Below are 23,789 nucleotides of genomic sequence, written 5' to 3'. Positions count from 1 at the left end.
TTCCGCGTCATCGTGCAGTGGCGACTTTCAGGAAGACCGACCAGCGATGTTCGAAAAAGCTGTCCGCGTCGAGGCCGCCAAACGGATCGGGCAGGTCGAACTGCATCCGGCGGCTGGGCCCGTCGAGCATGTCCGCGAGCAGGTTGAACAAGCTTTGCGCCGGTTCGTCGGTCCGCAGCTCGCCGGCCTGCTGTGCGGCATGGACGCAGGCGACGATCGGATCGCACAGCACCCGGTCCCAGGTGGCGAAGCGGTCGCGCAGTTCCTCGGAGAAAACCGCCTCCGACGTCATGAACGCCATGAAACGAACCGAGTCGGGCTGAACGCAGAACTGGAAAAAGCGCCGTGCGGCAAAGCGGAGGCGTTCGAGCGGGCTGTGCCCCGTGCCGTCCTCATCCATCGCCTGGCGCAGGCGATCGAGATCGCGCGTGACCACGGCGTCCAGCAACGCCATCTTGCCGGCATAGCGCCGATAGATGGTGTGTTTACTGACCCCCACGGAAAGCGCGAGATCCTCCATCGACGTATCCTCTATACCGCGGCGGCAGAAGGCGTCTCGCGCGCCCGAGAGGATGATGTCGTCTATCTGTTGCGCCTGCTCCCGGGTGGGGCGCCCCGCGCTTCTCTTGATGGTCGCCATTGCCCCCCTTTGCGGCCTGCCACACCTGACGTCAAATTTAATTGCACTTCGCCGTTGCTTTTGTGCACATGCGAGGTACAGAGGAAATTCAGTGATCCAAACGATACGTGGTTCAGGGAGTTTCTCGGCGTGGCCAAATTTTTCGTACCCGGCTCCTCGCTGGCGATGGCACTCGCGCTCGCGGCATGTGGACAAGGCGATCAACAGCAACAGGCCGCACCGCCGCCGCCGGTGGTGACCGCGATCACCGTCCAGGGTGAAGCCGTGCCCAACATCATCGAGCTGCCCGGTCGGATAGAGGCCATCCGCACGGCCGAGGTCCGGGCACGGACCGACGGCATCGTCGAAGCGCGGCTGTACCGCGAAGGTACCGACGTCGCCGAGGGGCAGCCGTTGTTCCGCATCGACCAGCGCGATTACCGCGCGCAGGTTCAGCAGGCACAGGCCGCGCTCGCGCGGGCCGAGGCGGCGCGCGTCAACGCCGCGTCGATCGTGCGTCGTTACCAGCCGCTGGTGTCCGAGCGGGCGGTCAGCGCACAGGAATTCGATGCCGCGCAGGCCACGCTGCGCCAGGCCGATGCGAATGTCGCCGATGCGCGCGCCGCCCTGTCGCGCGCGCAGCTGCAGCTGAGCTACACGATCGTCCGCGCGCCGATCGCCGGCCGTGTCGGCCGCGCCCAGGTTACCGAGGGCGCCCTGGTCAGCGCGACACAGGCGACGCCGCTGACCCAGGTCGACCAGATGTCGCCCATCTATGCGGTCTTCACCGAATCGAACGCAGCGCTGAGCGAGATGATCAATCAGGCGCGCTCGGGCGGGCTGTCGCTGCCCAACCTGTCGCACATCACGGTCAGGCTGACGCTGGAGGACGGGACCGAATACGGCCCCGCCGGGCAAATCGATTTCGCCGGGCAGACCGTCGATCCCACGACCGGCAGCCAGCAGCTGCGCGCGCGTTTCCCGAACCCCAACCGGGCGCTTCTGCCGGGCCAGTTCGTCCGTGCGCATGTGACGGCAGGCACCATCCGCAACGGCATCTCGGTGCCGCAGCGCGCGGTGCAGCTGAGCAACCAGGCCGCTTCGGTGATGGTCGTCGACGGATCGGGTACGGTCCAGGCCCGTCCGATCACGCTCGGCGGACAGGTCGGCAGCAACTGGGTCGTGCTGTCGGGGCTGAAGCCCGGCGAGAAGGTCGTGACCGAGGGTTGGCAGAAGGTGCAGCCGGGCCAGAAGGTCCGCATCCAGGCGCCGAACCAGGGCGGCGCACCCGCCAATGGGCAACAGGCGCAGGGCCAGCCGGGCGGACAGCCCGCCGCTGGTCGCTGATCGCCGGGGAACGCATCACATGAACCGCTTCTTCGTCTATCACCCGGTCTTCGCCTGGGTGATCGCGCTCTTCATCGCCCTGTTCGGCGTGATCGCGCTCCGCCTGCTGCCGATCGAGAGCTATCCCTCGGTCGCGCCGCCTTCGCTCAACCTCGCGATCAGCTATAACGGCGCCGATGCCGAGGTGATGGACCGGTCGGTGACCGCCGTCATCGAGAAGGAACTGAACGGCGTCGACAATTTCCTATACATGGCGTCGACCAGCCGCTCGAACGGCACCGCGCAGATCACCGTCACCTTCAAGCCCGGCACCGATCTGGACGTCGCGCGCACCCAGATTCAGGACCGCCTGAGCCGCGCCGAGCCCCGCCTGCCGCAGGAGGTCCGCGCGCTCGGCATCCAGGTGACTGAAGGCTCGGCGGGCTTCCTCGAGGTCATCACGCTCAGCTCGAAGACTGGCAAGACCAGCCCGGTCGAGATGGGCAACTTCGCCGAGAATAATATCCGCAACGAACTGCGTCGCATCGACGGTGTCGGCGACGTGCAGCTGTTCGGCTCGCCCTATGCCATGCGCATCTGGCTCGATCCGCAGAAGCTGGCGGGCTACAGCCTGTCGGCCTCGGAAGCGCTGGCCGCCGTGCAGGAGCAGAACAGCCAGGTGGCCGGTGGCTCGATCGGTGCGCAGCCGCTCACCCGGACCGCCGAATTCACCGCGCAGATCATCACCCAGAACCGCTTCGCCACGCCCGAGCAGTTCCGCCAGATCATCATCCGCGCCAATCCCGACGGCTCGGCGATCCGGCTGGGCGACGTTGCGCGGGTTGAGCTGGGCAAGGACAATTATGGTTTCCGCCTGACGCTGAACGGCAAGGAGACCGTGGGTCTGGCGGTCCAGCTGGCGAGCGGTGCCAACGCGCTGGCGACCGCGGACGCGGTTTCGGCACGGATGAAGGAGTTGCAGAGCACCTTCCCCGCCGACGTGACCTGGAGCGTGCCGTTCACCACGACGCCGTTCATCACCGCCTCGGTCGACAGCGTGATCCACACGCTGGTCGAGGCGATGATCCTCGTCTTCCTGGTAATGTTCCTGTTCCTCCAGAACTGGCGTGCCACGCTGATCCCCGCGATCGTCGTGCCGATCGCGCTGGGCGGCGCGTGCATCGGCCTGCTGGCCTTCGGCTTCTCGATCAACACGCTGTCGCTGTTCGGCATGGTAGTGGCGATCGGCATCCTGGTCGACGACGCGATCGTCGTCGTCGAGAATGTCGAGCGTATCATGTCGGAGGAGGGGCTGAGTCCCCGCCGCGCGACCGTGAAGGCGATGGGGCAGATCACCGGGGCGATCATTGGCATCACGCTGGTGCTGGTCGCGGTGTTCATCCCGATGGCCTTCTTCCCCGGCTCCACGGGTGGCATCTACCGCCAGTTCTCGGTAACGCTGGCCGTGTCGATCTTCTTCTCGGCGCTGCTCGCCCTGACGCTGACGCCGGCGCTGTGCGCCACGCTGCTGAAGCAGGAGGACGCGCATCTGGAGGACCGGCCCGAGCCGAAGCCGGGCGTACGCGGCCTGCCGCAGCGTTTCTTCAACTGGTTCAACGACAAGTTCGGCCGGGGTACGGAAAAATATACGGGCGGCGTGAAGCGGATGATGTCGCGGCCGGTGCGCTGGCTGGCGGTGTTTGCCGTGGTCGTGGTCATCACCGGGCTGATGTTCACTCGCATTCCTGGCGGCTTCCTGCCGACCGAGGACCAAGGCTATATCTTCGTGTCCTATGACGCGGCCCCCGGCGCGACGCTGGAACGGACGGGCGAGGCGATCACCAAGGTCGAGAAGTTCCTGCACGAGCAGCCGCAGGTGTCCGATATCGTGTCGGTCGCCGGCTTCAACTTCTTCGGCCAGGGTCAGGCGGCGGGCATTTCGTTCGTCAACCTGAAGCCGTGGGAGGATCGCAAGGGCACCGCGAACAATTCGACCACGCTGGTCGGCAAGACGATGGGCTTCGTCCAGTCGATCCCCGAGGCGACCATCTTTGCGCTCGACCCGCCGCCGATCCAGGCGCTGGGCAATGCGACGGGTTTCTCGATGAAGATCGAGGATCGCTCGGGTCTCGGCACGGCCGCGCTGCAACAGGCGCAGGGCGCGATCCTGGCGAAGGCCTCGCAGAACAAAGCGCTGATGGGCGTTCGCCCCGAGGGTCTGGGACCGGCACCGCAGCTCTATGTCGACATCGACCGCATCCAGGCGCGGGCGCTGGGGCTCCAGATCGCCGACGTGAACCAGACGCTATCGATCGCCTTCGGCTCGGCCTATGCCAACGACTTCGTGCGCGAAGGCAATGTGCTGCGCGTCTATCTTCAGGCCGATGCGCCGCAGCGCATGTCGCCCGAGGACGTGCTGGCGCTGCGCGTCCGCAATGCGCAGGGCAACATGGTGCCGTTCTCGGCCTTCACGAAGGTCCGCTGGCAGAATGGGCCGCAGCAGCTGGAGCGGTATAACGGCTATCCCTCGATGACCGTCTCGGGCATGGCCGCACCCGGCCAGTCGACCGGCACCGCGCTGGTCGAGATGGAAAAGATCGCACGCGAGGTTCTGCCCAAGGGCATGAGCTTCGAATGGACCGGCACCGCGTTCGAGGAAAAGCAGGCCGGTGGCCAGATCGGGCTTCTGCTCGGCCTGTCGCTGATCGTGGTCTTCTTGCTGCTCGCCGCTCTGTATGAAAGCTGGGCGATCCCGCTGGCGGTGTTGCTGGTGGTGCCGTTCGGTGTGCTCGGTGCGGTCTTGATGACGATCCTGCGCGGTTTCTCGGCGGACGTGTATTTCAACGTCGGATTGATCACCATCATCGGCCTGGCGGCGAAGAACGCGATCCTGATCGTGGAATTCGCCATTGAGGACCAGCAGGCCGGCCGTACGCCGTTCGAGGCGACCGTCGAGGCGGCGCGGCAGCGTCTGCGCCCGATCCTGATGACCAGCCTGGCCTTCATCCTGGGCATGGTGCCGCTGTTCATCGCCAGCGGTGCGGGCGCGGCGAGCCGTCGTGCGGTGGGTACGGGCGTGATGGGCGGCATGATCGCCGCCACCGCGTTCGGTATCTTCTTCACGCCGGTCTTCTACATCGCCGCCAAGAAGTGGCTGGCGCGTGAGAATAATCACGAAGCGGAGGATGCCGAGGCGGAAGCACGCGAACGGGAGGAGGGCGATGCCCACCAGCGAACCGGCGATGAGGAGGGCCCGGCCCATGCGTAAGCCATTGTCCCGCATATCCGCGATGCTGGCGCTGACCAGCGCGCTGACCGCCTGCAACCTGGCGCCGCAATATCGCCAGCCGATCGCTCCCGTCTCCGCCACCTATCCCGAGGCGGGGTCCGGCACGCGCACGGCGGCGGAGATCGGATGGCGGGAATTCTTCGCCGACGAACAGCTCAAGGCTTATATCGCGGCGGCGCTCTCCAATAACCGCGATCTGGCCCAGGCGGTCGCGCGTGTCGCGCAGGCGCGGGCGCAGTACCGCATCCAGGATGCGCAACGCCTGCCGTCGCTCGACCTGTCGGCCAGCGCGGCGCGGACGCGGATCCCGCTCAATTCGCTGGGCTTTGGCGATGCCTTGCCCGGTGGCGGGGACACGCAGAACCCAACCTCGATCACTTATAACCAGTTCGCGCTGGGCGCGCGGGTGTCGACGTTCGAGCTCGATTTCTGGGGCCGGGTCCGTAACTTGGCCGAGGCGCAGCGACGGCAATATCTGGCGACGGTCGAGGCGGAGCGGGCCTTCCGCCTGTCGCTGGTGGGGCAGGTCGCTGCGACCTATCTCCAGATCCGTGCGGCCGAGGAACAGATCGCACTCGCCGAACGCACCGTCGCCAGCCGGCGCGAGGGGCTGGGCATCGCCAAGCGGCGGATGGACGCCGGCGTCACCTCCAGCGTCGACTACGACCAGGCGGCCGCACTCCTGACCCAGGCGGAGACGCAGCTCGCGGAGCTTCGCCGTACGGTGGCGCAGTCGCAGAACCTGTTGACCGTCCTGGTCGGCGGACCGATCACCGGGCCGCTGCCGACGGGGCGCCGCTTGGGTGACCAGAACCAGTTCGCCGCGATCGAACCGGGTCTGCCCTCGGCCTTGCTGGTCAATCGACCGGACGTGATCCAGGCCGAGCAGCAGCTTCTGGCCGCCAATGCCAATATCGGCGCGGCGCGTGCGGCGTTCCTCCCCAGCATTTCGCTGACCGGGCTGGCGGGCTTCGTCTCGCCGGCACTCAGCAATCTGATCGACGGCAATTCGACGCAGTATCAGGTGCAGGGGGCCGCGCTTCTGCCGATCTTCGACTGGGGGCGTCGCAAGGCGCAACTGAACCTTAGCCGTGCGCAGGCGGACGAACTGACCGCCGCCTATCAGCGCACGGTGCAGGGCGCGTTCCGTGAGGTCGCCGACGCGCTGGTCGCCCGACGTCGCTATGCCGAGCAGATCGAGGCGCAGACCCGCGCCGTCGATGCGCAACGCCGGCTCGCCCGGACCGCGCGGCTGCGGTACAATAACGGCATCGCCATCTATCTCGAAGTGCTGGATGCCGAGCGCAACCTGTTCTCGGCCGAACAGCAGTTGCTGACGCTGCGCAGCGCCGCGCTTCAGAATGACGTCACCCTCTATGTCGCGCTTGGCGGTGGCCTGCGCGAGACGGGGCAGGTGTCGACGGTTCCCGCGAGCGGCTAATCCCCCAAGCCCGGCCGCCGCGGTTGAGCGAGGGGCGTACGGGGATCTCCCCCGTGCGCCCCTTTGCTTTGCCGGGGCCAAGCGCCTAACCGGCCGTGCACGCTATGGGAGTTCGCAATGACGGATTGGACGATCGGGATCATCGGCGGATCGGGCCTCTACGCAATCGACGCGCTGGAGGATGTCGAGACGCTGGTGATGGATACGCCCTGGGGGGCGCCGTCGGATACGCTGGTGCGCGGACGCATTGGGGACGTGCGGTTCGTCTTCCTGCCGCGCCACGGCCGGGGCCACCGTCTGTCGCCGACCGAGGTCAATTCCCGTGCGAATATCCATGCGCTGAAGCAGGCGGGCTGCACCGACGTGCTCGCCATCTCGGCGATCGGATCGCTGCGCGAGGAATTGCCGCCGGGCCGGTTCGTGGCGATCGACCAGTTCATCGACAGGACCGTACACCGCGACACCAGCTATTTCGGTGCGGGGCTCGTCGCGCATGTGTCGATGGCCGATCCGGTCTGCCCGCGTCTGTCGGTGTTCGCGGCCGAGGCGGCGGAGCGTGCCGGGGCATCGGTCGCGCGCGGCGGCACCTATCTGGCGATGGAGGGACCGCAATTCTCGACACGGGCGGAAAGCCATCTTTTCCGTCAATGGGGTGCGGATGTGATCGGCATGACCGCGATGCCGGAGGCCAAGCTCGCGCGCGAGGCGGAGCTTCCCTATGCGCTGATCGGCATGGTCACCGATTATGATTGCTGGCGGGAAGACGAGGCGCATGTGGAGGTGGATGCGGTCCTGACGCAGCTGAGCGCCAATGCCGCGACTGCGCGCGGGCTGGTGAGCGAGTTGGCCGCCCTGTTGCCGAAGGAGCGCACGCCGTCGCCGATCGACACGGTGCTCGATCAGGCGCTCATCACCCATATCTCGCATGTGGATCGGGCCAAGGCGGAAAGCCTTGGCCCGATCGTGTCGCGGGTACTGGCCGCACGCGGCGGCTGAGGATCAGTCCTCGACGATCTGGCTGTTCTTCGCCGTATCGCGCATCCGCAGGTACACGATCAGCGAGATGCCGATCATCGCGGTGACGTACCAGTAAAAGCCCTGCTCGAAGCCCGCCCGCTTGAACAGCAGCGCGACCGACTCCGCTGTGCCGCCGAAGATGGTGTTGGCCAACGCATAGGGCAGGGCGACGCCCAGCGCGCGGATATGCGCAGGGAACAGCTCGGCCTTCACCACCGCGTTGATCGACGTATAGCCGGTCACGATGATCAGCGCGGCCATGACGAGCGCCCCGGCCACCATCGGATCGCGCGTCGTCTCCAGCGTGGAGAAGATCGGATAGGTGAACAGGACGCCCGCGATGCCGAACGCGACCATCAGTGGCTTGCGCCCGATCCGGTCGGACAGCCCGCCCGCCACCGGTTGCAGCAGCATGAAGGCGAACAGCGTGACGGCGTTGATCTGGCTGGCGACTTCGCGGCTGAACCCGCTGGTGTTCACCAGGAACTTCTGCATGTAGATCGAATAGGCGTAGAAGGCGAGGGTACCGCCAGCGGTCAGCAGCATGACCGTGATGGTCTCGCGCGGATGCTTGGTGAACAACTGGACCAGGCTCGATCGCGGCGCGCCGTCATTCTTGGTGTTCTCGAAGCTCTTGGTCTCCGCCAAACCACGCCGGATATAGAACACGACGACCGCCAGCACCGCGCCCAGCGCGAAGGGAATACGCCAGCCCCATTCGTCCAGTGCCGCCTCGGTCATGGTCGATTGCAGGATCAGAAGGACGCAGATGGCGAGCAGCTGCCCCGAGATCAGCGTGACATATTGAAAGGACGAGAAAAAGCCCCGCCGATCCTTACCCGCCATCTCCGACAGGTAGGTCGCGCTGGCGCCATACTCGCCACCGACCGACAGACCCTGCATCAGGCGCGCGAGCACCAGCAGCGCCGGAGCGGCCAGCCCGATCGTGCCATAACCGGGCGTGATCGCGATGATCAACGAGCCGGCGCACATCAGCGTCACCGACAGGGTCAGGCCCGCCTTGCGTCCCTTGCGGTCGGCATAGATGCCCATGATCCACGCGCCGATAGGGCGCATGACGAAGCCGACCGCGAAGACCGCCGCCGCGCTCAACAGCTGGGCCGTGCGGTTTTCCGATGGAAAGAAGTGCGGCGCGAAATAGAGGGTAAAGGCGGAGTAGACATACCAGTCGAACCACTCGACGAGATTGCCGGTCGATCCGCCGATGATCGATTTCAGGCGGTGGCGGCCCGGGTCGGTGGTGGCATAGGACATATCTACTCCCCTTGGTCGTTTCTATCAGAAGCGGAAACTAAGCCATCCGGCCCAGAAATCCGAGCTTTTCAGGTTGGCGCGCTTCAGCACGGTATCGGCCTGGAAATGCTCGTAGCGGCCGGTGAAGGACAGGCGCGGCGTGATCGTCCACACGGCCTGCAAACGCGCGATCTCCGCCACCTTCTTGCCCCGGACGTTCTGCGTGCCCGCCCAGGTCGCACCGCTGGCGCGGTAGACGGCGTCAAATTCGTTGGGCCGCCAGGCGAAGCCATATTCGGCCGCCAACCGCACGCCCTTGAGCGGCGTGAACGTGAAGTTCGGGGCGGTGTAGAGCAGGTTGGTCGGGGTCAGGAACAGGCCATAGCTGTAATAGATGTTGTTCCCGAACAGGCCGTTCGTGATGTTCAGCTGGCCGGAACGCTGAAAGGCGCCGCCGCCCGAGCCATAGTCGAAATGGATGCCGACGCGCGGTGAGTCCGGCTTCTTGCCCAGCCGATAGGTCTGCGCGACGAACGCCTGCCATGCGGAGATCGGGCGGTCGCCGAACGTGCCGCGCTGGTTGTTGACGGTCCAATCGATATTGATGGGGCCGATATCGCCATAGCTGTGCAGGCCGAGGAAATAGCGTTCCTCCAGCGCGGTCACGCCACCCGCGGACGCGCGTCGATTGCGCAGTCGCCAGATGAACGGGTCTAGATAGAGCTTCGACCCGCCGAACAGCTTGGGCGACAGGCGAAAGCCGAAGGTGGCGCCGGAAAACCGGACATCCGGGTTGGTCTTGTCGTCGCTGATCCCTTCATAGCCATAGGTGACATAGTTGAGATCGAAGACGTCGACGCGCGCATTGGTCCCGCGCGCATAGGCGCGCACGCCGTCGAGGACGAAGAAGAGCGTGTTGTTGTCGCGACCGACCGTCAACAGCTGCGGCCCGTCGAAGAATTCCTGACGACCGGCGCGCACGCCGACGTCGAGACCCAGCGCCTTGCCCTTCACCTCGGCAAACAGCTGTTGCACCGCCAGCTTGTTGCGCAGATTGGCGTTGGGCGTACCCAGGTTGATGCCCTGCAACTCGGCCCGGCCGAGTTCGCCGAACACGCGGAAATGATCGCCCAGATGGACGTCGGCACCGCCCACGATGCGCGCGATGTCCTGGCGCTGTTGCTGGACCTCACGCAGGTTGGGGTTGGTGGTCAGGTTCATGCGGGCCCGCAGTTCGCCGGAGAAGGTGACATAGGACTTGCCGTCCTCGGTCAGCTTCACGCACTTCAGCGCGTCGATCGGATCGTCGCGCTTCGCGGGGTCGCACAACTTGCGCCAATCCTCGGCCCAGCGCGATTGGTTGTAGCCGTTGACCGTGTTGCCGTCGCCGGCTGCCGTGCTGGGATAGGCGGTGCTGGCGGGGCTGGCCGGCTCGGCGGCCGCCTTGGGCGTTATGGCCTGCGCGCTGGCCAGGCTAGGGGCCAGTCCTGTCGCCGCCAGCGCGGCGGTGCCGGCGAGCCAAACGAATTTCATGATAACAATCCCCTCAATCGTACCGGTCTGTCGTGACGCCGGCTTCACTAACGCGGCAAAGTTAAAGAAAACCGGCCAGGGCCCCTGGCCGGTTCCTTCGTTTCGGATCAGGCGATGGCGGGCTGCGCCGTCGGCAGGGCCGGCTTGTTGTTCAGCGCGGCATCCAGCGCACCCTTGTCCAGCGCGCCTTCCCAGCGGGCGACGACGACGGTGGCGACCGCGTTGCCGATGAAGTTGGTCAGGCTGCGGCATTCCGACATGAACCGGTCGATGCCGAGGATCAGCGCCATGCCGGCGACGGGCACGTCGGGCACGATCGACAGGGTCGCGGCCAGGGTGATGAAGCCCGCGCCGGTGACGCCCGCCGCACCCTTCGAGCTGAGCATCGCGACCAGCAGAAGCGCCAGCTGCTGACCCAGCGAGAGGTCGACACCGCACGCCTGGGCGATGAACAGCGCCGCCAGCGTCATGTAGATGTTGGTGCCGTCCAGGTTGAACGAATAGCCGGTGGGAACGACCAGGCCGACGACCGACTTTTCGCAGCCGGCCTTTTCCATCTTCTGGAGCAGGCTGGGCAGCGCCGCTTCCGACGACGAGGTGCCGAGCACCAGCAGCAGTTCGGCCTTGAGATAACGGATCAGCTTCAGGACCGAGAAGCCGTTGGCGCGGGCAATGGTGCCCAGGACGACGACGACGAAAAGGATCGAGGTGAAGTAGAAGGTGGCGACCAGCGCGCCGAGGTTCACCAGGCTGCCGACACCATATTTGCCGATGGTGAAGGCGATCGCGCCGAAGGCACCGATGGGCGCGGCGCGCATCAGGATGCCGACCAGACGGAAGACGACGACACTCAGACGCTCGAGGCTGGTGAGCAGCGGACGGGCGGGTTCGCCGACCAGCGCCATCGAGATGCCGAACAGGATGGCGACCATCAGCACCTGCAGGATGTTGCCCTGGGTGAACGCGCTGACCAGCGTGTCGGGGATGATGCCCAGCAGGAAGCCGGTGACGGTCGTGTCATGCGCCTTGGCGGTATATTCGGCGATCGACCCGGCCTTCAGCGTGGTGGGATCGATGTTCATGCCCGCGCCGGGCTGGACGACATTGGCGACGATCAGGCCGACGATCAGCGCGAAGGTCGATACGGTGATGAAGTAGAAGAACGCCTTACCGGCCACACGACCGACCGAGCCGAGCTCGCGCATGCCTGCGATACCGGTGACGACCGTCAGGAAGATGACGGGGGCGATAATCATCTTCACCAGCTTGATGAAGGCATCGCCGATGGGCTTCAGCGATTCGCCGAAGCTCGGCCAGACATGCCCGATGATCGCGCCCAGTGCGATCGCGAACAGGACCTGGACATAAAGGTGGGACCAAACCCGAGCGCGCTTGGGCGCTTCGGCGACGGCATAATCTTGTGCGATCACGACTTCCATCATCCTCTGCAAAAGGGAACGGGCGTGGTGGACCACGCTCCGGGTTGCCCACAGTGTGCGGGGTCGGGGACGCAAATTCAAAATCTTTGCATGTAACACTATACTATTGAAAAGACGTGGTAATCATTGGCATTCATCCCTCGATCGCGCGAAATTCCGCATGGCGCTCATGACGCGGTTGCGATATTCCGCACATATGTCTCCACCGGTCGCCCGCATCGTTCGCTATCGCCGCTACGCGATTCCGGTGGTGGTCGCCTTGCTGCTCACGGTGGCGGCGGCGATCGGCCTGCGCGTCTATGCGCACCGCCAGGCGGTCAGCGGTTTGCGCGCCGACGCCACCCGAGTCGCCAGGCAGCAGGAACGGCTGTTGAACAGCGAGCTTCAGCGTTTTCGCCTCTTGCCGATCGTGCTGGTCGAATATCCCGATCTCGGCAATGCGCTGCGCAACGGTTCTCGGCAGGCGGCGGATCGCCTCAACGAGAAGCTGCGGGGGCTGGCGGAGCGAACCGGTGCGCCGGTCATTTACGCTATCGACCGACAGGGGCGGACGATCGCCGCGTCCAATGCCGGCCAGCCCGACAGTTTCGTCGGCCGCAATTACAATTTTCGACCCTATTTCCAGCAGGCACTGGTTCGCGGCACCTCCGAATATTTTGCGCTGGGCAATACCAGCCACCGCGCGGGCCTGTTCCTGGCGCGGCGGATCGGGCCCGCGAGCGCGCCCGATGGCGTGATCGTGGTCAAGGTGGAGTTCGACCGTATTGCCCAGGCTTGGGCCAGCGATCCGGGGCAGAGCCTTCTAGTCGACAATCACGGCGTGGTTGTCGTCACGTCCGATCCGCAGGCGCGGTTCACCATGGTCCGGCCGCTGACGAAGCGCACCCGCGCCGAGATCGAGCAGACGCAGCAATTCGGCGGATTGCCGCTGCGCCCCGCGCCCTATCGACTGGAACCAGGAGGCTGGGCGACCGATCGCGATGGCAACCGCTATGTCGTGGCGCGCACGACGGTGCCGCTGCCCGGCTGGCGGCTGATCCATATCCTGCCGATACGCCCGGCGTTCCGTACCGCCGACAGCTGGGTCCGATCGGGCACCGCGCTGATCGGCATCGGGCTGTTGGCGCTTGCCATATTGGCGACATGGCGGCGGACACGCGCCGAACGCGTGGTACGCGCCCGCGAGGCGCTGGAGGCCGAGGTGGCGCGTCGCACGGCCGAACTGCGCGCGACGAATGATCGTTTGACTATCGAGATTGCCGAACGCGTCCGCGCCGACCAGCGCTTTCGCGCCGCGCGTGAGGAACTGGCGCAGGCCAACCGTCTGGGCTCGCTGGGGACGATCACCGCCGGCGTCGCGCACGAGATCAACCAGCCGGTGGCGGCGATCCGCACGCTGGCCGAAAACGCCCGGACCTTCCTGTCGCGGTCCGCCCCCGACAAGGCCGACAGCAATCTGGGCACCATCGTCGAACTGACCGAGCGGATCGGGTCAATCGTCCAGGAGATGCGACGCTTCGTTCGGCGGAGCACGCATGGCATCGGCCCCGTGGCGCTCGACGCGGTATTGGACGGCACGATGTTGTTGATCGGCGACCGCTTCCGCAGTGCGGGCGTGGCGCTGGAGCGCCCCGTCGGAGGAACGCTGCCGGTGGTTGTCGCGGGGCGGGTGCGGCTAGAGCAGGTGCTGGTCAATCTGCTTCAGAACGCGCTGGACGCGGTGGCGGACCGGCCCGCTCCCCGTGTCCGAATGCGCGTTCGGGCGGAGCAGGATAGCGTGGAACTGACCGTCGAGGACAATGGCCCGGGCCTTGATCCCGCTATCGCGTCGGAGATCTTCACCCCCTTCGTGACGGGCAAGCCCGATGGGTTGGGCCTGGGCCTGGGCATCGCCAGGGATATCATGCGGGAGTTTGGCGGCATGTTGGATACCATTCCCTCCGCGCTCGGCGGGGCGGGCTTCATCATCCGGTTGCGCCGGGCATGAGCGAGAGCGACGCTACGCCGGCGATGCGCGTCCTGCTGGTCGATGACGACACGGTATTGCGCCAGGCGCTGGCCCAGTCTTTCGAGCTGGCGGGCATCGACGTCGAGGCGCATGGCGATCCGCTGACCGCGCTTGGTGCCATTACGCCCGACTTTCCCGGCATGGTCGTGTCCGACATACGCATGCCGGGGATCGACGGGATCGAACTGGCGCGCCGGGTGGCGGGGATCGATGCCGAAATCCCGGTCATCCTCATGACGGGGCATGGCGATGTGCCGATGGCGGTCGCGGCGCTCAAGCAGGGCGTGTTCGATTTCGTCGCCAAGCCCTTCGCCGCCGATCTCCTGATCGCCAGCGCCGGGCGCGCGCTGGAGACGCGCCGGCTCGTCCTCGACAATCGTCGGCTGCGTACTGCGGCGGAAGAGGCGCAGGGCGCCTATCCGCTGATCGGCGAGACGCCGGTGATGATGCGCCTGCGGGAAACGGTGCGGCAGGTGGCGCAGGCCGATGTGGACGTACTGGTCGAAGGCGAGACGGGGACGGGCAAGGAACTCGTCGCATTGCTGCTCCACCGATGGAGCGCACGGCGGACGCGGCCGTTCATCGCGGTCGATTGCGCCGCGTTGCCCGAAGCGATCGCCGAGAACGAACTGTTCGGCCAGGCGCATGCCCGCACGCCGGGACGGATCGCGGCGGCGCATCGCGGGACCCTGTTCCTGGATGAGGTCGACAGCATGGCCCCCGCGCTGCAAGGCCGGATGCTGCGGGTGGTCGAGGAGCGCGAGGTCAGGGCGATCGGGTCGGAGGATCCGCAACTGCTCGATCTGCGCATCGTGGCGGCCGCCAAGTCCGATCTGGGGCGGGCGGTGGAGGAGGGGCGGTTTCGCGCCGATCTTCTGTATCGCCTCGACGCGGTGCGGCTTCGCGTGCCGCCGCTGCGGGAACGGCGGGCCGACGTACCGTTGCTCTTCGCCCATTTCCTGCGCGAGGCGGCGGAGCGGTTCGGCCGCCCGGTCCCGCTGATCGACGGGGGCGTACAGGCCCGGCTTTTGTCGCATGACTGGCCGGGCAATGTCCGCGAGGTCCGTAACTATGCCAACCGCGTCGCGCTTGGCCTGGCGGGCGGCTTGTCGGGCGAGGGGGCGCAGGCGGGCGATTCGCTCTCGCTTCCCGAACGGGTCGAACGGTTCGAGGGCGCGACGATCCGTGCCGTGCTGGAGGAGGTGGCGGGCGATGTCCGTGCCGCGCTCGCCGTCCTCGGCATCCCGCGCAAGACATTCTACGACAAGGTTGCCCGCCACGGCATCGACCTGAACGCCTATCGCCCCAATCGCGCTTGACGCGGCCCGGGGGGCGGGGGAGCATGGCCGGTGACGCCGAACGAACGGCGCGCTGACAGGAGAATGCCATGGAGGATGCCGCCACCCGGCTGGCACGCGATCCGCGCTATATCGCGCTGGTCCGCAGACGCGGTCGGTTCACGACGATCCTGACGGTCGTCATACTGATCGCCTATTTCGGGTTCATTCTGACCATCGCCTTCGACAAGGCGGTGCTGGCACGGCCGATCGCTGGCGGGGCGACGTCCTGGGGCATCCCGGTCGGACTGGGGGTGATCGCGTTGGCGATCCTTCTGACCGGGCTGTACGTCGTGCGGGCGAACCGGGATTTCGACCCCGTCATCGACGAACTCCGTGCGGAGGAGGGCGCATGAGGGGCCCGCGTCTTCTCGCCGCCATACCCGTCGCCATGGCTCTTCCCGCCGGCGCGCAGGCTCATGCCATCGGGCCGGCGGTGCAACAGGCGACGAACTGGACCGCGATCGGCATGTTCGCCGCCTTCGTCGCGCTGACGCTGGCGATTACCCGCTGGGCGGCGCGGCGCACACGCACGGCGTCCGACTTCTATACGGCGGGCGGCGGGATTACCGGTTTTCAGAACGGCCTGGCGATCGCCGGGGATTTCATGTCGGCCGCCTCGTTCCTCGGCATTTCGGCGCAAATCTATGCCGATGGCTATGACGGGCTGATCTATTCGATCGGCTTTCTGGTCGGCTGGCCGATCCTGTTGTTCCTGATGGCCGAGCGGCTGCGCAATCTGGGGCGGTTCACCTTCGCCGATGTCGCGTCGTTCCGGTTCGCGCAGACGCCGGTGCGGATGGTCGCGGCCTGCTCCACCCTGCTCGTCGTCCTGTTCTACCTGATCGCCCAGATGGTCGGCGCGGGCCAGCTGATCCGCCTTCTGTTCGGTCTGCCCTATGGCTATGCGGTCATCATCGTCGGCGTGTTGATGACGATGTACGTGTTGTTCGGCGGCATGACCGCGACGACATGGGTGCAGATCGTCAAGGCGATGATGCTGCTGGGGGCCGCCAGCTTCATGGCGATCGCCGTCCTGGCGCGGTTCGATTTCAGCCCGGAGGCGCTGTTCGCGCGGGCCGTCGACGTCAAGACGGCGCTGGCCGCATTGGCCGGGGCCGGTCCCGAAGAAGCAGCGACCAAGGGGCGGGCGATCATGGGGCCGGGCGGGTTCATCAAGGATCCCGTCTCGGCGATCTCGATCGGGGCGGCCCTGATGTTCGGCACGGCGGGGCTTCCGCATATCCTGATGCGCTTCTTCACCGTGCCCAATGCCAAGGCGGCGCGCAGCTCGGTGCTGTGGGCGACGGGGTGGATCGGTTATTTCTATATCCTGACCTTCGTCATCGGCTTCGGCGCGATCGTCCTGGTCGCGACCGATCCCGGCTTCCTCGACGCCGGCGGCGCACTGCGGGGTGGCGGCAACATGGCCGCGATCCATCTGGCGCAGGCGGTGGGCGGCAACCTGTTCCTGGGCTTCATCTCGGCGGTGGCGTTCGCGACCATCCTGGCGGTGGTGGCGGGACTGACCCTGTCGGGTGCCTCGGCGGTCAGCCACGATCTTTATGCCACCGTCATCAAGAAGGGGCAGGCGGACTCGGCTTCGGAATTGCGGGTGTCGCGGATCACCGTGTTCGTCCTGGCGGTGGTCGCCATCCTGCTGGGCATCGTGTTCGAGAAGCAGAATGTCGCCTTCATGGTCAGCCTGGCCTTCGCGCTGGCCGCGTCGGCGAATTTCCCGGTTCTGCTGCTGTCGCTACTCTGGTCGGGATGCACCACGCGCGGTGTGGTAGCGGGCGGACTGGTCGGTCTCGTCACCGCACTGGTCCTGACCATCCTGTCGCCGGCGATCTGGGTCGCCGTGCTGGGTCATGACGCGCCGATCTTCCCTTATGGGTCGCCGACGATCTTCTCGATGCCGCTGGCATTCGTGACGATCTGGCTGGTCTCCATCACCGATCGAAGCGGCCGCGCCGCCGTCGACAAGGCCGGCTATCCCGCGCAGCGGGTCCGGTCGGAAACCGGCATCGGCGCATCGGTCGCCCATCAGCACTGACGGTGCCTGACCCGCTGTCCCTTAACGGGGCAGCGGGGACAGGGCTCGGAATTTGCCCCGCGACGCAAAAGTAAATGGCGCGTTAAGACATTCGCCATGAAACGCCGCCTGGTCCTGACCAACGAAGCCGCCCGCCATCCCTTTCGGCGCACGCTTCCGCCGCCCGCACCGGCACGCAGCCGGCGCGATGACGATCAGGACCTGCGCCTGTTCGCCCTCAGCGTCACCGCCTTTTTCATCTGTATCTACAGCTTCCTGCTCTAACGCGGACGGCCTGGCGGTTCAGGCGGCGTTGGGGCAGCCATCGTCGCAGGCGCGGTGAAGCCGCAGCGCGAGCCAGGCGGACACCACACACATGCCCGCCACGACGAACAGCATGTCTTCCGGCGTGACGCCTGCCGCGCTGATCGCGAAGACGCAGATCGACCCGATCGTCATCGCGAAACAATTGACGATGTTGTTGGCGGCCACGGTTCGCGCCGTCTGATCTTTTTCCACCGTGGTGGTCAGAAAGGCATAGAGCGGGACGACGAACATACCGCCGGTCGTCGCGATCGCCAGCAGCGTCGCCAGGATGCCGATCGCGCGCGGCTCCGACAGGAAGCTCTGCCAGCTGTAGAGCGCACCCGCCGGCGCGGGGGTCCAGTTGCGGCAAAGGAACGAGAACAGCACGACGAACGCCCCCATCGCCACGACCGAGATCGGGGAATAGCGCGCGGAAATCTCGCCCTTCAGCATGGTGTTGATGACGACCGAGCCGATCGCCACCCCGATCGAGAAGATCGCGATCGCCAGGCTGGCGACCTCCTTGTCGGCGGTCAGCACATTCTTCACCAGCGGCGGGAAGACGATGATCAGGACCGAGCCGATCGTCCAGAAGAAGCTGATCGCCACGATCGCCAGGAACAGTCGGCGGATATGCAGCGTCGCGGCGATCAGATGCCACGACGCGCTGAACGGGTTGTAGTTGAGCTTGAGCGGTGGCCCCTCGCGTGGGGCGGGGGGGACCATCCGCCCGGTGAACCAGCCCAGAAGGGCCACGACCAGCACGCCGATAGCCGCCGCCTCGACCGGAATCCAGCCCGCCGCGACCGTTCCGAGCAGGATCGCCAGATAGGTGCCCGCTTCGACCAGACCGGTGCCGCCCAGCACATTCTCGGGCTCCAGATGCTGGGGCAGGATGGCATATTTGATGGGGCCGAAGAAGGTGGAGTGAACGCCGAGCGCCAGGACCGTGCCGAGCATCAGGGCGAGCCCGATGGAAGTATAGCCCGCCCGTGCGATCATCAGGCCGGCGGCGCCGATCAGCATGATGCCGATCTCCACCGTCTTCACGATGCGGATAATACGCGCCTTGTCATGGCTGTCCGCCAGCTGGCCCGACAGCGCGGACAGGAAGACGAAGGGCAGGATGGCGGCGCCGGTGGCGGCGGCGTTGAAATAGGATTCGGATACCGGATCGGTGAAGATCGTATAGGTCGCGAACAGGACCATCGACGTCTTGAACAGATTGTCGTTGAAGGCGCCGAGAAACTGGGTGGAGAACAGCGGCAGAAATCGCCGCCGCTTGAGAAGCCCGAGGGCGTTGAGCATGACGAAAAATGGCCCGATCGTGGCAACAGGATGGCGACAACATAACCATGCCGTGCCCCATCGCCAACCGTTTAAAGCGGTTTGTCATGCGCGGCCCAGCCGTTAGAAGGCGTTATGCTGACGCTGCCCAATCTGTTGACGCTTTCGCGAATCCTGGCCGTGCCGCTGCTCGCGGGGCTGTTGTGGCAGCCGGAATGGGCGCTGGGCTATGGCATCGCGTTTGCCCTGTACTGCCTGATGGGCATCACCGATTATTTCGACGGCTATCTGGCGCGCGCCAACGGAGCGGTGTCGAAACTGGGTGTCTTCCTGGACCCCATCGCCGACAAGATCATGGTGGCCGCCGTCATCCTGGTGCTGGTCGCGGTCCAGGTGATCCGCGAGGCCAGCGTCATCGCCGGCCTGATCATCCTGCTGCGCGAGATCGCGGTGTCGGGTCTTCGCGAATTCCTCGCGCAGTTACAGGTGTCGGTGCCCGTCTCGCGATTGGCGAAGTGGAAGACCACGTTGCAGCTCGTGGCGCTGGGCGGCCTGATCCTTGGCGGTGCGCTCCCCGGCTGGCCCTGGGTGCAGACGGCGGCGCTCGCCGCGCTGTGGGGGGCGGCGGTGCTGACGCTGGTGACCGGCTGGGACTATCTGCGCGTCGGCCTCAAACATATGGATAGCTGAATGCGTTTGACGATCCTGTATTTCGCCTGGGTGCGCGAACGCATCGGGCAGGGCGAGGAGGTCGTGACCGTCCCGTCAGACCTGGCGACCGTCGCGGACCTGATCGACTGGCTGGCGTCGCGCGGTGGCGGCTATGCCGAGGCACTGGCCGAGCCCCAGCGGCTGCGTGCCGCGATCGACCAGGATTTCGTCGGGATCGAGGCACCTTTGGCGGGCGCGCGCGAGGTGGCGATCTTCCCCCCGGTGACCGGCGGATGATCCGCGTCGTCGTCTCACCCGCTCCGATCGATGTCGACGCCGAAATGGCGCTTGCCGAACGGCCGGAGGTGGGCGCGGTCGCGACCTTTTGCGGCCTGGTCCGCGCCGATGACGGCGTCGACCAGCTGGAACTGGAGCATTATCCCGGGGCGACCGAAGCCGCGCTGACGCGCATCGCCGAGCTGGCGACCTCGCGCTGGTCGCTCCAGGCCGCGACGATCGTCCACCGTGTCGGGCCGATGTGTCCGGGCGAGCGGATCGTGTTCGTCGCCGCGGCGGCCCCGCATCGTCGCGATGCGCTGGACGCCTGCGCCTATCTGATCGATCGGCTCAAGACCGACGCCCCGTTCTGGAAGCGGGAGACGCGCGGCGGCGCGGCGACATGGGTCGAGGCGCGCGCGAGCGACACCGCCGCCGCCGAACGCTGGCAGGACGCGGGCGACCGGGCATGAAAAAGGCGGGGCCGAAACCCCGCCTTCCTCGCTCACCGTCGACCGGGTTCAGCCGATCTTGGGAACGCTGATCCCGTTGGTCAGGTGGATCACGCCGTTGGTCGCGGGCACATCGGCCTGGTCGACATAGGCCTTCTGACCATTGACGTCGGTCAGCATGATGTTGCCGTTCGGGCCGACCTGCGCCGTCAGTGGCTGACCGGCGAGCGTGGTCAGCGTGGCGCTGCCGTTGCCGGCGGTGATCTGCTGCTTCAGCTGATCGCCGGTCACCTTGCCCGACACCACATGGTATTTCAGAATGGTCGCCAGCGCGGCCTTGTTCTCGGGCTTGCTGAGATTGTCGATCGCGCCGGCCGGCATACGGCTGAACGCCTCATCGCTGGGTGCGAAGACCGTGAAGGGGCCGGGGCCTGACAGATCGGCGGTCAGACCCGCCGTTTCGACCAGCTTGGCCAGCGTGCTGCGATCAGGGGTGGCGGCCAACACCTGGACGACCGTGCCCGTAGCGACCGGTGCGGCCTGCATCGGCGCGCCGGTGGCGGGAGCAGGCATGGTCTGCGTGGTGGTGGGCGCAGTCTGGGAGGACGGCGTGGCCGTCTGGGCCGATGGCGTCGCCGTCTGAGCCTGGGCTACACCGGCCAGCATGGTGGCCGAGGCGAGGATGGTAATCGTCTTCAACATAAATCTTACTCCCACTTCCAACGGCGGAGCGTGCAAGCGTCACACCGCAAATGAAGAGATGAACGCCCGCTCCGCGTGCGAAACGAGCGTTCCGAGATGAGTAACGTTCTTAATCCAGTTTTGGTACCAAGACGCCGTTCACGATGTGGATCATGCCATTGGCCTGCCGCATGTCGCCAGCCTCGATGTAACTCTTGTTGCCGCTCGCGTCGGTCAGCGTGATGACCGACTGGGTCATGCTGAGCGTCAGCGGCTCGCCTTGTACGGTCATGATCGTCGCCGTGCCGCCGCCGTCGGCGATCCGCTGTTGAAGGTCGGAGATCGTGACCGCGCCGGGCAGCATGTGGAAGCGGAGCAGACGGACCAGCGAGTCGCGATTGGCGGGTTGCAGCAACTGATCCTGCACGCCGGGGGCCAGCCGCGCGAAGGCGGCATTGGACGGTGCGAACAGGGTATAGGGGCCCGGCCCGGCCAGCGTCGTCGCCAGTCCGGCCGCGCGGATGGCGGCGACCAGCGACGATAGCGACGAGGTCGCGGCGGCATTGTCCAGGATCGTGCGGGTCGCCAGCATCGCCTGATCGGCGCTTGCCGGCGGTGCCGCGGGCGTCTCGGCCGATGCGGTGGCGGTGGACGGGGTGGCCGGCGCCTCGCGCGAATCCCGCCCGCGCCCGCACGCGCCCAGCATCGCCAGCGCGGCGAGCGGCAGGATGGTCATCAGCGGCCTGATGTTCCGGGTCATGGGGCCATTCTCCTTAGAAGATGATGAACGATGTCGGGATGCAGGACGCCTTGGCGCCCGGTCGGTTGCGCCTGTGCTCAGGCCGCCTCGGCCAGCACCTGGGCCAGCAGGCGGAAATCCTTCTCGCGCGGGCTCGCGCGACGCCACACCAGGGCGATCTTGCGCATCGCATTCTCGGCGTCCAGCGGCCGTGCGGTGATATGGGTATTGTCCAGGATGCCCGAACGAAGCGCCATTTCGGGCAGCATGGTCATGCCCAGGCCATTGTCGACCATCTGGACGATCGTATGGAGCGACGTGCCCAGCATCGTGGCCTCGGCGCGCAATTCGGGGCGATTGCAGGCCGCGAGCGCATGGTCCTTCAGGCAATGCCCGTCCTCCAGCAGCAGCAGCCGGGTCTCGTCGATCGCGGCGGCGGGAATGGCGGGCGGTGGCGTCACGTCCTCATCGGTGGGGAAGGCGACGAACAGGCGGTCGTCGAACAGCGGCTCGGCCGTCACCTCGCCACAGGAAAAGGGCAGGGCCAGCAGCACGCAATCGGTACGGCCATTGTGCAGCCGTTCGCACGCCGGGGCGCTGGGCTCCTCGCGCAGGAACAGCTTCAGGTCGGGATAGTCGTGGCGCAGCCGGGGCAGGATGCGGGGCAGCATGAAGGGCGCGATGGTCGGGATCACCGACATGCGCATCTCGCCCGACAGCGGCCGCCCGGCGGCGCGCGCCATGTCGCCGAGTTCGTCCGCCTCGCGCAACACGCGCCGCGCCTTGTCCGCGATCCGCTCGCCCAGGGGGGTGAAGCGCACCACGCGCCGCGTCCGCTCGACCAGGGTCACGCCGATCAGCGTCTCCAGCTCGCGCAGCCCGGCGGACAGGGTCGATTGCGTGACGAAGCAGGCGTCGGCCGCCCGGCCGAAATGGCCATGGTCCTGCAGGGCCACGAGATATTGAAGCTGTTTCAGTGTCGGTAGATATGTCGCGGCCATTGATCGTCTCAGTCGATTGCGCTGTGACAAATAGCTTGTTGGATCGCTGGCGCCAGTCCCCATATCTGATGCGGCGACGAATACAGGCGGTCCACCGCCGGCTCGTTGCGAGAGGATGGCTGAAGCCGAATTTTGGGAAGAGAAGGAGGCATATTGCCATGTTGACCGTTGGAGACAAGCTCCCCGCATTCACCGTTCCCGTCCAGCAGGGCACCAGCGCGCTGCCCGCCGGCGAGACGATCAGCGACACCTCCTATGAGGGCAAGTGGAAGGTTCTGTTCTACTGGCCGAAGGATTTCACCTTCGTCTGCCCGACCGAGATCGTCGGCTATTCCGAGTTGAAGGGCGATTTCGAGGATCGTGACGCCGTGCTGATCGGCGCCTCGACCGACACCGCGCACGTCCACCTGGCGTGGCGCAAGTCGGACCCGGATCTGGCCGCCGCCGATTTCCCCTGGATCGCGGACAATGGCCGCGTCCTGGCCGACGCGCTGGGCATCGTCGATAAGAATGAGCATGTCGCGTACCGCGCGACCTTCATCGTCGATCCCGACAATGTCATCCAGCATGTAACGATCAACGGCCTGAACGTCGGTCGCAACCCGCAGGAAACCCTGCGCGTGCTCGACGCCCTTCAGACCGACGAGCTCTGCCCTTGCAACTGGAACAAGGGCGACGACGTCCTCCAGCTCGCGGCCGAGTAATCGTCACGCCGGGGGGCGACGGCGTCCCCCGGCCCATCTTTTCGATGCCCCGGCGAGGGTTGTCGGTCGATATGGCCGACGGCCCGGACTGGGGCGTCGCGTATCTGGAGCATGAACATGTCGCTCAAGGAATTTGCCGGGCAGCTGCCCGATTTCGCCAAGGACATCCGCCTGAACGTCGGCTCGCTGCTGAACGAGGCGGTGCTGAACGATCAGCGCAAGTATGGCCTGCTGCTCACCTGCGCCCACGGCTCGGGCTACAAGCCGCTGGTCGAGGCGGCCGAGGCGGAGTGCACGCCCAAGCTGACACCCGAGGCCGCGACCGCCGCGCGCGCGGCGGCAGCGGTGATGGCGATGAACAACGTCTATTACCGCTTCACCCACTTGGCCGGGA

Annotated in this window: 21 protein-coding genes and 1 pseudogene; 14 read left to right on the top strand and 8 right to left on the bottom strand. The window is 66.3% G+C overall.

The genetic code is table 11. The annotated features are described in order from the left end of the window. Window positions 1-7: 7 nt before the first annotated feature. Window positions 8-640, bottom strand: coding sequence for a TetR/AcrR family transcriptional regulator (locus tag ACQKJZ_RS05555; protein WP_427730288.1), 633 nt, complete (start codon window positions 638-640; stop codon window positions 8-10). A gap of 129 nt (window positions 641-769) precedes the next feature. Between ACQKJZ_RS05555 and ACQKJZ_RS05550 the strand changes: the two genes are divergently transcribed. The 4 genes from ACQKJZ_RS05550 to mtnP all read left to right on the top strand — a co-directional run bounded on the left by ACQKJZ_RS05550 (window position 770) and on the right by mtnP (window position 7,671). Next, window positions 770-1,966 (top strand): efflux RND transporter periplasmic adaptor subunit, encoded by a 1,197-nt coding sequence (locus tag ACQKJZ_RS05550; protein WP_312487123.1) that lies wholly within the window; start codon window positions 770-772, stop codon window positions 1,964-1,966. A 19-nt stretch (window positions 1,967-1,985) separates the two neighbouring features. Beyond that, on the top strand, window positions 1,986-5,213 hold the full coding sequence (locus ACQKJZ_RS05545) for a multidrug efflux RND transporter permease subunit (RefSeq protein WP_427730287.1): 3,228 nt from the start codon (window positions 1,986-1,988) through the stop codon (window positions 5,211-5,213). Then, window positions 5,206-6,675 carry an efflux transporter outer membrane subunit gene (locus ACQKJZ_RS05540; RefSeq protein ID WP_427730286.1) on the top strand — a complete coding sequence of 490 codons (1,470 nt, stop codon included), beginning with the start codon at window positions 5,206-5,208 and terminating at the stop codon, window positions 6,673-6,675. Before ACQKJZ_RS05545 ends, ACQKJZ_RS05540 begins: the two co-directional genes overlap by 8 nt. 117 nt (window positions 6,676-6,792) lie before the next feature. Further along, window positions 6,793-7,671 (top strand): S-methyl-5'-thioadenosine phosphorylase, encoded by an 879-nt coding sequence (gene mtnP, locus ACQKJZ_RS05535; RefSeq protein ID WP_427730285.1) that lies wholly within the window; start codon window positions 6,793-6,795, stop codon window positions 7,669-7,671. Between the two features lie 3 nt (window positions 7,672-7,674). On the opposite strand, the gene ACQKJZ_RS05530 is transcribed toward mtnP, so the two are convergent. The 3 genes from ACQKJZ_RS05530 to ACQKJZ_RS05520 all read right to left on the bottom strand — a co-directional run bounded on the left by ACQKJZ_RS05530 (window position 7,675) and on the right by ACQKJZ_RS05520 (window position 11,918). Next, window positions 7,675-8,967, bottom strand: coding sequence for an MFS transporter (locus ACQKJZ_RS05530; protein ID WP_427730284.1), 1,293 nt, complete (start codon window positions 8,965-8,967; stop codon window positions 7,675-7,677). Between the two features lie 24 nt (window positions 8,968-8,991). Further along, the gene (locus ACQKJZ_RS05525; protein ID WP_427730283.1) at window positions 8,992-10,479 is read right to left on the bottom strand and encodes an alginate export family protein; all 1,488 of its coding nucleotides are present in this window, start codon (window positions 10,477-10,479) and stop codon (window positions 8,992-8,994) included. A 107-nt stretch (window positions 10,480-10,586) separates the two neighbouring features. Then, window positions 10,587-11,918 carry a dicarboxylate/amino acid:cation symporter gene (locus ACQKJZ_RS05520; protein ID WP_427730305.1) on the bottom strand — a complete coding sequence of 444 codons (1,332 nt, stop codon included), beginning with the start codon at window positions 11,916-11,918 and terminating at the stop codon, window positions 10,587-10,589. Between the two features lie 196 nt (window positions 11,919-12,114). On the opposite strand from ACQKJZ_RS05520, the gene ACQKJZ_RS05515 reads away from it, so the two are divergent. The 5 genes from ACQKJZ_RS05515 (at window position 12,115) to ACQKJZ_RS05495 (ending at window position 17,583) form a co-directional block, all read left to right on the top strand. Then, window positions 12,115-13,905: a sensor histidine kinase gene (locus ACQKJZ_RS05515; RefSeq protein ID WP_427730282.1), complete on the top strand. Its 1,791-nt coding sequence runs from the start codon at window positions 12,115-12,117 to the stop codon at window positions 13,903-13,905. Further along, on the top strand, window positions 13,902-15,245 hold the full coding sequence (locus tag ACQKJZ_RS05510; RefSeq protein WP_427730281.1) for a sigma-54-dependent transcriptional regulator: 1,344 nt from the start codon (window positions 13,902-13,904) through the stop codon (window positions 15,243-15,245). Before ACQKJZ_RS05515 ends, ACQKJZ_RS05510 begins: the two co-directional genes overlap by 4 nt. 68 nt (window positions 15,246-15,313) lie before the next feature. Beyond that, entirely contained in the window at window positions 15,314-15,619 is a 306-nt protein-coding gene (locus ACQKJZ_RS05505) for a DUF485 domain-containing protein (protein WP_427730280.1), read from the top strand. Further along, the gene (locus ACQKJZ_RS05500) at window positions 15,616-17,319 is read left to right on the top strand and encodes a cation acetate symporter (protein WP_427730279.1); all 1,704 of its coding nucleotides are present in this window, start codon (window positions 15,616-15,618) and stop codon (window positions 17,317-17,319) included. The genes ACQKJZ_RS05505 and ACQKJZ_RS05500 overlap by 4 nt, the downstream gene beginning before the upstream one ends. Window positions 17,320-17,415: 96 nt before the next feature. Beyond that, complete coding sequence (locus ACQKJZ_RS05495; RefSeq protein ID WP_427730278.1) at window positions 17,416-17,583, top strand: hypothetical protein; 168 nt, start codon at window positions 17,416-17,418, stop codon at window positions 17,581-17,583. An 18-nt stretch (window positions 17,584-17,601) separates the two neighbouring features. Here ACQKJZ_RS05495 and ACQKJZ_RS05490 read toward each other — a convergent pair whose 3' ends face one another. Continuing rightward, the gene (locus ACQKJZ_RS05490) at window positions 17,602-18,912 is read right to left on the bottom strand and encodes an MFS transporter (protein ID WP_312487104.1); all 1,311 of its coding nucleotides are present in this window, start codon (window positions 18,910-18,912) and stop codon (window positions 17,602-17,604) included. 114 nt (window positions 18,913-19,026) lie between these two features. On the opposite strand from ACQKJZ_RS05490, the gene pgsA reads away from it, so the two are divergent. From pgsA to ACQKJZ_RS05475, 3 genes are read left to right on the top strand one after another with little or no spacing between them, the layout of a single operon-like run. Then, window positions 19,027-19,581, top strand: a complete 555-nt coding sequence (gene pgsA, locus ACQKJZ_RS05485; RefSeq protein WP_427730277.1) for a CDP-diacylglycerol--glycerol-3-phosphate 3-phosphatidyltransferase — start codon at window positions 19,027-19,029, stop codon at window positions 19,579-19,581. Next, the gene (moaD, locus tag ACQKJZ_RS05480; RefSeq protein WP_427730276.1) at window positions 19,582-19,839 is read left to right on the top strand and encodes a molybdopterin converting factor subunit 1; all 258 of its coding nucleotides are present in this window, start codon (window positions 19,582-19,584) and stop codon (window positions 19,837-19,839) included. It begins immediately after the preceding gene. Then, window positions 19,836-20,291: a molybdenum cofactor biosynthesis protein MoaE gene (locus tag ACQKJZ_RS05475; RefSeq protein WP_427730275.1), complete on the top strand. Its 456-nt coding sequence runs from the start codon at window positions 19,836-19,838 to the stop codon at window positions 20,289-20,291. The genes moaD and ACQKJZ_RS05475 overlap by 4 nt, the downstream gene beginning before the upstream one ends. 48 nt (window positions 20,292-20,339) lie before the next feature. Here the strand turns inward: ACQKJZ_RS05475 and ACQKJZ_RS05470 are convergent, their stop codons facing one another. The 3 genes from ACQKJZ_RS05470 to ACQKJZ_RS05460 form a co-directional block, all read right to left on the bottom strand. Further along, window positions 20,340-20,972 carry a fasciclin domain-containing protein gene (locus tag ACQKJZ_RS05470; protein ID WP_427730274.1) on the bottom strand — a complete coding sequence of 211 codons (633 nt, stop codon included), beginning with the start codon at window positions 20,970-20,972 and terminating at the stop codon, window positions 20,340-20,342. A gap of 109 nt (window positions 20,973-21,081) precedes the next feature. After that, window positions 21,082-21,711 carry a fasciclin domain-containing protein gene (locus ACQKJZ_RS05465; protein WP_427730273.1) on the bottom strand — a complete coding sequence of 210 codons (630 nt, stop codon included), beginning with the start codon at window positions 21,709-21,711 and terminating at the stop codon, window positions 21,082-21,084. A 77-nt stretch (window positions 21,712-21,788) separates the two neighbouring features. Next, window positions 21,789-22,691 carry a hydrogen peroxide-inducible genes activator gene (locus tag ACQKJZ_RS05460; RefSeq protein WP_312487092.1) on the bottom strand — a complete coding sequence of 301 codons (903 nt, stop codon included), beginning with the start codon at window positions 22,689-22,691 and terminating at the stop codon, window positions 21,789-21,791. A gap of 158 nt (window positions 22,692-22,849) precedes the next feature. Between ACQKJZ_RS05460 and ACQKJZ_RS05455 the strand changes: the two genes are divergently transcribed. Both ACQKJZ_RS05455 and ACQKJZ_RS05450 read left to right on the top strand, forming a co-directional pair. Further along, window positions 22,850-23,395 carry a peroxiredoxin gene (locus ACQKJZ_RS05455; RefSeq protein WP_427730272.1) on the top strand — a complete coding sequence of 182 codons (546 nt, stop codon included), beginning with the start codon at window positions 22,850-22,852 and terminating at the stop codon, window positions 23,393-23,395. A gap of 117 nt (window positions 23,396-23,512) precedes the next feature. Then, window positions 23,513-23,789: pseudogene (locus tag ACQKJZ_RS05450) on the top strand (alkyl hydroperoxide reductase); the annotation flags it as partial.

Source organism: Sphingomonas sp. NPDC019816 (assembly GCF_050274375.1).
Taxonomy (GTDB): domain Bacteria; phylum Pseudomonadota; class Alphaproteobacteria; order Sphingomonadales; family Sphingomonadaceae; genus Sphingomonas.
This window is presented reverse-complemented; position numbering and strand designations above follow the sequence as displayed.

What these genes read in the sequence shown, in the direction of transcription:
- ACQKJZ_RS05555 (WP_427730288.1), bottom strand. Translation starts at nt 640, where the DNA reads ATGGCGACCATCAAGAGAAGCGCGGGGCGCCCCACCCGGGAGCAGGCG.
- ACQKJZ_RS05545 (WP_427730287.1), top strand. Translation starts at nt 1,986, where the DNA reads ATGAACCGCTTCTTCGTCTATCACCCGGTCTTCGCCTGGGTGATCGCG.
- ACQKJZ_RS05540 (WP_427730286.1), top strand. Translation starts at nt 5,206, where the DNA reads ATGCGTAAGCCATTGTCCCGCATATCCGCGATGCTGGCGCTGACCAGC.
- mtnP (WP_427730285.1), top strand. Translation starts at nt 6,793, where the DNA reads ATGACGGATTGGACGATCGGGATCATCGGCGGATCGGGCCTCTACGCA.
- ACQKJZ_RS05530 (WP_427730284.1), bottom strand. Translation starts at nt 8,967, where the DNA reads ATGTCCTATGCCACCACCGACCCGGGCCGCCACCGCCTGAAATCGATC.
- ACQKJZ_RS05525 (WP_427730283.1), bottom strand. Translation starts at nt 10,479, where the DNA reads ATGAAATTCGTTTGGCTCGCCGGCACCGCCGCGCTGGCGGCGACAGGA.
- ACQKJZ_RS05520 (WP_427730305.1), bottom strand. Translation starts at nt 11,918, where the DNA reads ATGGAAGTCGTGATCGCACAAGATTATGCCGTCGCCGAAGCGCCCAAG.
- ACQKJZ_RS05515 (WP_427730282.1), top strand. Translation starts at nt 12,115, where the DNA reads ATGTCTCCACCGGTCGCCCGCATCGTTCGCTATCGCCGCTACGCGATT.
- ACQKJZ_RS05510 (WP_427730281.1), top strand. Translation starts at nt 13,902, where the DNA reads ATGAGCGAGAGCGACGCTACGCCGGCGATGCGCGTCCTGCTGGTCGAT.
- ACQKJZ_RS05505 (WP_427730280.1), top strand. Translation starts at nt 15,314, where the DNA reads ATGGAGGATGCCGCCACCCGGCTGGCACGCGATCCGCGCTATATCGCG.
- ACQKJZ_RS05500 (WP_427730279.1), top strand. Translation starts at nt 15,616, where the DNA reads ATGAGGGGCCCGCGTCTTCTCGCCGCCATACCCGTCGCCATGGCTCTT.
- ACQKJZ_RS05495 (WP_427730278.1), top strand. Translation starts at nt 17,416, where the DNA reads ATGAAACGCCGCCTGGTCCTGACCAACGAAGCCGCCCGCCATCCCTTT.
- ACQKJZ_RS05490 (WP_312487104.1), bottom strand. Translation starts at nt 18,912, where the DNA reads ATGCTCAACGCCCTCGGGCTTCTCAAGCGGCGGCGATTTCTGCCGCTG.
- pgsA (WP_427730277.1), top strand. Translation starts at nt 19,027, where the DNA reads ATGCTGACGCTGCCCAATCTGTTGACGCTTTCGCGAATCCTGGCCGTG.
- moaD (WP_427730276.1), top strand. Translation starts at nt 19,582, where the DNA reads ATGCGTTTGACGATCCTGTATTTCGCCTGGGTGCGCGAACGCATCGGG.
- ACQKJZ_RS05475 (WP_427730275.1), top strand. Translation starts at nt 19,836, where the DNA reads ATGATCCGCGTCGTCGTCTCACCCGCTCCGATCGATGTCGACGCCGAA.
- ACQKJZ_RS05470 (WP_427730274.1), bottom strand. Translation starts at nt 20,972, where the DNA reads ATGTTGAAGACGATTACCATCCTCGCCTCGGCCACCATGCTGGCCGGT.
- ACQKJZ_RS05465 (WP_427730273.1), bottom strand. Translation starts at nt 21,711, where the DNA reads ATGACCCGGAACATCAGGCCGCTGATGACCATCCTGCCGCTCGCCGCG.
- ACQKJZ_RS05460 (WP_312487092.1), bottom strand. Translation starts at nt 22,691, where the DNA reads ATGGCCGCGACATATCTACCGACACTGAAACAGCTTCAATATCTCGTG.
- ACQKJZ_RS05455 (WP_427730272.1), top strand. Translation starts at nt 22,850, where the DNA reads ATGTTGACCGTTGGAGACAAGCTCCCCGCATTCACCGTTCCCGTCCAG.